This window comes from uncultured Pseudokineococcus sp. (assembly GCF_947499845.1).
GTDB lineage: Bacteria > Actinomycetota > Actinomycetes > Actinomycetales > Quadrisphaeraceae > Pseudokineococcus.
Genome location: NZ_CANMPM010000020.1, coordinates 37,732 through 44,361 on the forward strand (window position 1 = coordinate 37,732; position 6,630 = coordinate 44,361).

7 protein-coding genes are annotated in these 6,630 nt (G+C 78.1%); 6 read left to right on the plus strand and 1 reads right to left on the minus strand.

The window, feature by feature from the left end; genetic code table 11:
- Positions 1-83 precede the first annotated feature (83 nt).
- Positions 84-1,277 (minus strand): DUF3866 family protein, encoded by a 1,194-nt coding sequence (locus Q0789_RS14655; RefSeq protein ID WP_366917748.1) that lies wholly within the window; start codon positions 1,275-1,277, stop codon positions 84-86.
- 537 nt (positions 1,278-1,814) lie between these two features.
- On the opposite strand from Q0789_RS14655, the gene Q0789_RS14660 reads away from it, so the two are divergent.
- The 6 genes from Q0789_RS14660 (at position 1,815) to Q0789_RS14685 (ending at position 6,559) form a co-directional block, all read left to right on the plus strand.
- Entirely contained in the window at positions 1,815-2,894 is a 1,080-nt protein-coding gene (locus tag Q0789_RS14660) for a YafY family protein (RefSeq protein WP_298806490.1), read from the plus strand.
- Entirely contained in the window at positions 2,891-4,003 is a 1,113-nt protein-coding gene (locus tag Q0789_RS14665) for a YafY family protein (RefSeq protein ID WP_298806492.1), read from the plus strand. The genes Q0789_RS14660 and Q0789_RS14665 overlap by 4 nt, the downstream gene beginning before the upstream one ends.
- Positions 4,004-4,012: 9 nt before the next feature.
- Positions 4,013-4,357, plus strand: coding sequence for a hypothetical protein (locus tag Q0789_RS14670; RefSeq protein WP_298806494.1), 345 nt, complete (start codon positions 4,013-4,015; stop codon positions 4,355-4,357).
- A gap of 11 nt (positions 4,358-4,368) precedes the next feature.
- Positions 4,369-4,641 carry a Sec-independent protein translocase subunit TatA gene (gene tatA, locus Q0789_RS14675; RefSeq protein WP_298806496.1) on the plus strand — a complete coding sequence of 91 codons (273 nt, stop codon included), beginning with the start codon at positions 4,369-4,371 and terminating at the stop codon, positions 4,639-4,641.
- 51 nt (positions 4,642-4,692) lie between these two features.
- The gene (gene tatC, locus Q0789_RS14680) at positions 4,693-5,472 is read left to right on the plus strand and encodes a twin-arginine translocase subunit TatC (RefSeq protein WP_298806498.1); all 780 of its coding nucleotides are present in this window, start codon (positions 4,693-4,695) and stop codon (positions 5,470-5,472) included.
- Between the two features lie 94 nt (positions 5,473-5,566).
- Positions 5,567-6,559, plus strand: coding sequence for a diacylglycerol kinase family protein (locus tag Q0789_RS14685; protein WP_298806500.1), 993 nt, complete (start codon positions 5,567-5,569; stop codon positions 6,557-6,559).
- Positions 6,560-6,630: the final 71 nt, after the last annotated feature.

Consider the following 6,630-nt stretch of genomic DNA (forward strand, 5'->3'; position numbering starts at 1 on the left):
GGCCGTGAGGCGCACGCGCGCGACCACGCCCGTCCACGTGCTCGACGGCAGCGGGGACGCTGGGCGAGGAGCCACGAGCGACGTCACCGCGCGGTCGCCGCCCACCGCCCGGCCGCGGCGGCGGCGAGGAAGGGGGCGGCGTCCTCGTCGACGCCCCGACCCATGGTCGACAGACGGACCGGGCTGGTCGCCAGGGCCTCGTCGAGGTCGGCGACGTCCACCTCGACGAGCTCGTGCCGGCCGGCGAGCGCCGCCGCCTGCTCCCGCACCCGCGTGCCGAGGTCCCCCGGGAGGCGGGGGACCACCACCTCCGCCCGCGCGAGGGCGATCCGCCCGTAGGCGGTCAGCGAGTGGTGCGACACGCCGCGGTGGCGCTCCCGGGCGTCGGCGCCCGAGACCCGCAGCGAAGCCACCGGCCGCCCACCGAGAACGGAGACCGCGTTGACCGCCTCCCCGCACGCGACGCCCGAGAAGCCCCAGCGCGTGCCGGTGCCCAGGTTGCCCGGTCCCTGCGCGACGACGACGAGGTCGGCGCCGAGCACGTGCTTCGCCGCGAGGAGCCCGGTGTGCAGCGTCACCGCCTCGGCGTCCCCGCCGAAGGCCTGCCCGGTCGTCACCACGGCGTCCACCCAGCCCGACGCCCGCAGCCCGGCCGCGGCCCGCGAGAGCGCCGCCGGCAGCGCGCCCCCGTCCGTCATGACGTAGACGCAGCGGCCGGGCGCCAGCCCCAGCTCCGCACGCTCCGCGCGCCAGCCGGCGAGGACGGCCGGCAGCGCCGAGTGGAGGTCGGCGACGACGACGGGCAGCCCGTCGAGGTCGTCGGCGTCCACGAGCGCGGCGTGGGCGGGGGACTCCTGCTCGTCGACGCCGAGCACCATCGCCTGCAGGGGCGTGTACCTCGCCTTCACGAGGTGTCCCGGCGCGGGCGGCGGGTCCGCCGGCAGCCGGCCCGGCACGGCGACCACGCCGGCCGAGCCCCCCGTCCCGAGGCCGCGCGCCAGGGCCGACACCGACAGGAGCACCTCGTCGCCCACCTCCGGGGTGCCGACGAGGTCGACGAGCGCGGTCGCCCGGACGAGCGGGCCCTCAGCACCGCCGGTATCGGCGGCGTCCGGGCCGGGCGCGGCACCGGCAGCGGTCGTCCCGGCGCCGTCCGCGCCGTGGGAGCCCGCCTCGTCGCCCTCCACGTCGGCGGCACCGCCGACCCGGGGGAGGGGAGAGTCGAGACGGACCCGGACCTCGCGGACGCCCGGCCAGTCCCGCACGACGTCGCGCACGCGCCCCCGGCGCCAGTGGACGGCCGCACGACGTCCCGCCTCGAAGCTCTCCGGCCCGCCGTCCTCCCCGGCCGGCGCCGCAGCCGACGCCCCGGCCGGCGCCGCAGCCGACGCCCCGTCCGACGCCGCAGCCGACGCCCCGTCCGACGCCGCGGCCGCGGCACCGGGCGACACGCCCACCCGGCTCTCCGTGACGTCCCGTCCTGCCGCGCCGTCCCGTCCCGCACCCGGCGCGCGCCCCTCGTCCTCCACACCGTCGACGCTACGGGTCCGCCCCGCCGGGGAGGCGCCCCGACCACGGCCTGTCCCTGATCACGGCGTCCCCTGATCACGGCGTCCCCTGATCACGGCGTCCCCTGACCACGGCGTCCCCTGACCACGGCGTCCCCTGACCACGGCGTCCCCTGACCACGGCGCGCGCCGGCCACAGCTGCGACCTCTGGGCCGAGCACCGACCTGCCAGGCGCTCTGACGGGCTCGGGGGCGGCCTGTGGCGACCTCCGGGGCGGGCCGACGCGCCTCGGGTAGCGTCGCGGCGTGGCTCCAGCCCAGCGCACCGAGCGCCTGCTCAACCTCGTGATCGCGCTGCTGTCGACCCGTCGCTGGCTCCGCAAGGAGCAGATCCGCCAGGCCGTGCCGCAGTACAGCGAGGCGACGAGCGACGAGGCCTTCGACCGCATGTTCGAGCGCGACAAGGAGGAGCTCCGCGACCTCGGCGTCCCCCTCGTCACGGGCACCGACGCCGCGTGGTTCGACGACGAGGCCGGCTACCGCGTGGACCGCGACGCCTGGGAGCTGCCCGCCGTCGACGTGACGCCCGCCGAGCTCGCCGTCCTGGGCCTCGCCTCCCGCGTGTGGCAGCAGGCGAGCCTCGCGGGCCCGGCCTCGCGCGCCCTCGTGAAGCTGCGCGCGCTGGGCGTGGAACCCGACGAGTCCTCCCTCGTGGGCGTCGAGCCGCGGGTGCGCACGAGCGAGCCGGCCTTCGGACCCCTGTACGCCGCCACCCGCGACCGGGCCCCCGTCACCTTCCGCTACCGGACCGGGCGGACGGGCGAGACGGCGCGCCGCCGCGTCGAGCCGTGGGTCATCACCTCCTGCTACGGGCGGTGGTACCTCGTGGGCCACGACCTCGACCGGGAGGCGCCCCGCGTCTTCCGCCTCGACCGGGTGTCCCCGGGCATCACCCGCACCGGCGGGACGGCGAGCGTGCCGGTGCCCGAGGACCTCGACGCCCGCGCCCTCGTCCGGGGACGCGACGGCGCGCCCGCCGAGCGGACGGCGCGCGTCCGGCTCACCGGCTCCGCCGGTGCCGGTCTGCGCCTGCGAGCCGGCGCACCCGCCGACGCCCACGAGGTCGAGGTGCCCTTCGCCGACGTCGACGAGCTCGCCCAGGAGGTGGCGCCCCTCGGCGCCGAGGCGCGGGTCCTCGACCCGCCCGACCTGCGCGACGCCGTCCTGGCGCTCTGGCGCGGAGCCCTCGCCGCCCACGAGCCCGGGCACCAGTCGGGGCAGCCCGGGCACCATTCGGGGCAGCAGACGGGGCAGCAGACGGGGACGGGCCACGAGGACGGTCGCACCGGCGCACCGGCCGCCGCGGCGGGCGGGGGCGCCCGGTGAGCCCCGCCCGGACCGGCGGGGCCGGCGGCGGGCGCGCCGCCGGGCCCGGCGCCGTCGCCCCCGGCGCGGGGGCCGGCGACCGGCTCTCCCGGCTCCTGGCGATGGTGCCGTGGCTCCTCGAGCGCCAGGGCGTCGCCCTCGAGGACGCCGCCCGGCACTTCGCCATCTCCACCGACCAGCTCGTCGCCGACCTCGAGCTCCTCTTCGTGTGCGGGACGCCGGGCCACATGCCCGACGACCTCATCGAGGCGGAGTGGGAGTCGGGGCACGTCTACCTCGGCAACGCCGACGCCATCGCCCGCCCGCTGCGCCTCGGGCAGGACGAGGCGCTGGCCCTCCTCGTCGGGCTCCGCACGCTGGCGGACCTCCAGGGGGTCGAGGACAGCGCCGCCCTCGAGGGCGCGCTCGCCAAGCTCTCGGCCGCCGCCGGGGACGCCGCGGCCGCGGCCGGCTCCGTCCAGCTCGACCTGGCCGCCGGCGCCGACCCGGGGGTCCTCGCCGTCGTCCGCGGGGCCCTCTCCCGAAGCCGGCGCCTGCACCTGCGCTACCTCGTGGCCACGCGCGACGAGACGACCGAGCGGGACGTCGACCCGATGGAGCTCGAGTCCCTCGACGGCCGCTGGTACCTGCAGGCGTGGTGCCACCGGGCGCAGGGCGTCCGGCGCTTCCGCCTCGACCGGGTCCTCGCCGCCGAGGAGCTCGACGCGGACGGCACGCCGCCGCCGGAGGCCGTGGCCCGCGACCTCGGCAGCAGCCTCTTCGCCCCCGGCGACGAGGTGCCCCTCGTCGTCCTCGACCTCGACGCCGGCGCCCGGTGGGTGGCCGAGTCGGTGCCCGTCGAGGACGTCACGGAGCGCCCCGACGCCCCCGGGGGCGTGCGGGTGCGGCTGCGGGTGGCCGACGACGGCTGGCTGCGCCGCCTCGTGCTGCGGCTCGGCGGTGCGGCGCGCGTGGTGTCGCCGCCCGCGCTGGCCGACCAGGTGGCCGCGGCCGCCCGGGCGGCCCTCGCCGCGGCCGAGGGGTACGACGAGGACGAGCGCCCGGACGACGGGGACGAGCGGCGGGCCGACGGCGACGGCGGGCCCGGCCCCGCCCGGCACCGCGGCTAGGGTCGCCCCGTGACCTGGTGGATGTGGGTGCTCCTGTGGCTGGTGCTCGTCGTCGGCGCCGCCGTGGTGCTCCTGCGCCTCGGGCTCGGCCTGTGGCGCAAGGGGCTCGCCGGCCTCGCCGAGGTCGAGCGCGCGAGCCAGGTCGCCGCCGAGCTGTCCGAGCAGGTGAGCCGCCTGCAGGCGGAGAAGCCCCGCGAGCCGGTCGTCACCACGGCCTTCGACGACCCGGTCGCCCTGCGCCGGGAGCGCACCCAGCGGTTGGCCCAGCGGACACGCGCGCGTCGCCGACAGGCCGGGCGGGGGAGTCGTACGCTGGGCCGGACGACGACGCGCGCCGCCCGCACCACCGACTGAAGGGTTCCGCCATGCTCCGGGACATCTCGCTCTGGCAGGTCCTGATCCTCGTCGGGATCATCGTCATCCTCTTCGGCGCCAAGCGGCTCCCCGACGTGACGCGCAGCGTGGGCAAGTCCCTGCGCATCCTCAAGACCGAGGTCAAGAGCCTGCGCGACGACGACGAGGAGGCCAAGCCCGCCGCCGCCGAGCCGGAGCAGCGCCCCGCCGCGCAGCCCCTCGAGGGGCGCGCCGTGGACGAGGCCCGTCGCGAGCAGCGCGACGAGCAGCACCGCGCCTCCTGACCCGTGGCGCTGCGGACGCCGAGCCGCCGCCGGAAGGACCCCGAGGGGCGCATGCCCCTCGGGTCGCACCTGCGCGAGCTGCGGAACCGGCTGGTCTGGTCGGCCGTCGCGGTGCTGCTCGGCGCCGTCGCCGGGTGGTTGCTCTTCGACCTCGTCTTCGGCCTCCTGACGGTCCCGCTGACGGAGGCGGCCCGGGAGGCCGGGCGCGAGGACGACATCACGACGAACATCGGCAGCGTGACGGGCGCCTTCGACCTCAAGGTCAAGGTGTCGATCTTCACGGGCCTGCTCGTGTCGAGCCCCGTCTGGCTGTGGCAGCTGTGGGCCTTCGTCACGCCGGGCCTCACGCGCCGCGAGAAGCGCTACACCGTCGGCTTCGTCGTCGCGGCCGTGCCGCTCTTCCTCAGCGGCGTGGCGCTCGCCTACGTCGCCCTGCCGCGCGCGGTGTCCTTCCTCGTGGACCTCACGCCCGAGGGCACCGTCAACATCATCGACACGTCGATGTACATCGGCTTCATCATGAGGATCCTGCTCGCCTTCGGGGCGTCGTTCCTCCTGCCCGTCGTCCTCGTCGCCCTGAACTTCGTGGGCCTGCTGCCCGCCCGGACGATCCTCGCGGCGTGGCGGTGGGTCGTCGTCCTGGCCTTCGTGCTCGCGGCCGTCCTCACGCCCAGCCCGGAGCCCACGGCGATGTTCTTCCTCGCCATCCCCCTGTGCGCGCTGTTCTTCCTCGCCATCGGCGTCGCCGCGATCAACGACCGCCGCCGGCGCCGCCGGGACGAGCGCGACGGCTACGCCGGGTTGTCCGACGACGAGGCGGCCCCGCTGTGAAGCTCCCGACCGCGAGCTCCCCGGCTGTTCGCGGCCCCGCCGCGGGGACCGCGGCGCGAGGCCTCCCGGGCGCGCCGCTCGCGACGGCGGCCGGGTGAGCGCCGCGGACCCGCTGGTCTGCCTCCTCACCAACCCCGTCTCCGGCGCCGGTCGGGGGCGGGGGGCGTCCGAGACGGCGCGCCGCGAGCTGGCGCGCCTCGGCGTCCGCGTCTTCGACGCCACCGGCAGCTCGGCCTCGCGGTCCCTGCGCCGGGCCCACGTCGCCGCCGAGGGCGCCGACGCCGTCGTCGTCGTCGGCGGGGACGGCATGGCCCACCTGGGCGCCGAGGTCGCGGCGGCGCACGACCTGCCCCTGGGGCTCGTGCCCGCGGGCACCGGCGACGACGTCGCCCGCGGTCTGGGGCTCGCCGGCCGCGACCCGGCGCAGGCCGTCCGCCGCGTCGTCGCGGCGCTGCGCGAGGGCCGCACCCGCGGCGTCGACGTCCTCGCCGTGGAGGGCGGGGACGGGGCGGGCTCGCCCGAGCGCAACGGCTCGCCGCGGCCGCCGGACGGCGGCGACCGCGAGCGCGTCGTCCTCGGCGTCGTCTCCGCCGGCTTCGACGCCCTCGTCAACGAGCGCGCCAACGGCTGGCGCTGGCCCCGGGGGCGCGCCCGCTACGTCCTCGCGGTGGCGCGCGAGCTGCCCGTGCGGCCCCGCACGACGTACCGGCTCGTCGTCGACGGGGTGCCCGAGACGCGCGACGCCCTGCTCGTGGCGCTGGCCAACACCTCGAGCTTCGGCGGCGGCATGCGCATCGCCCCCGACGCGGACGCGGGGGACGGGCACCTCGACCTCGTCGTCGTCGACCCGCTGCCCGCCCTCGAGATCGCGCGCGTCTTCCCCCGGGTCTTCTCCGGCGGCCACGTCGACCACCCGGCGGTGAGCGTCCGGCGGGCGCGCAGCGTCGAGGTGGCCGTCGTCGAGGAGGACCGGGAGGACGAGCGGCGGGCGGGCGCCGGGCTGCCCGTCTACGGCGACGGGGAGCGGCTCGGCACGCTGCCCCTGGCGGTGCGGGTGCGCCCGAGGGGGCTGCGGGTCCTCGCCTAGAGCGTGTCTCTCTACGGCTTGAGCCAGGTGAGGATGGCGGCCAGGACGACGCCGCCGCGGTAGACCAGGGC

Coding starts and splice junctions, on each gene's coding strand:
- tatA (WP_298806496.1), top strand. CDS start 4,369: ATGCTCCGGGACATCTCGCTCTGGCAGGTCCTGATCCTCGTCGGGATC.
- tatC (WP_298806498.1), top strand. CDS start 4,693: ATGCCCCTCGGGTCGCACCTGCGCGAGCTGCGGAACCGGCTGGTCTGG.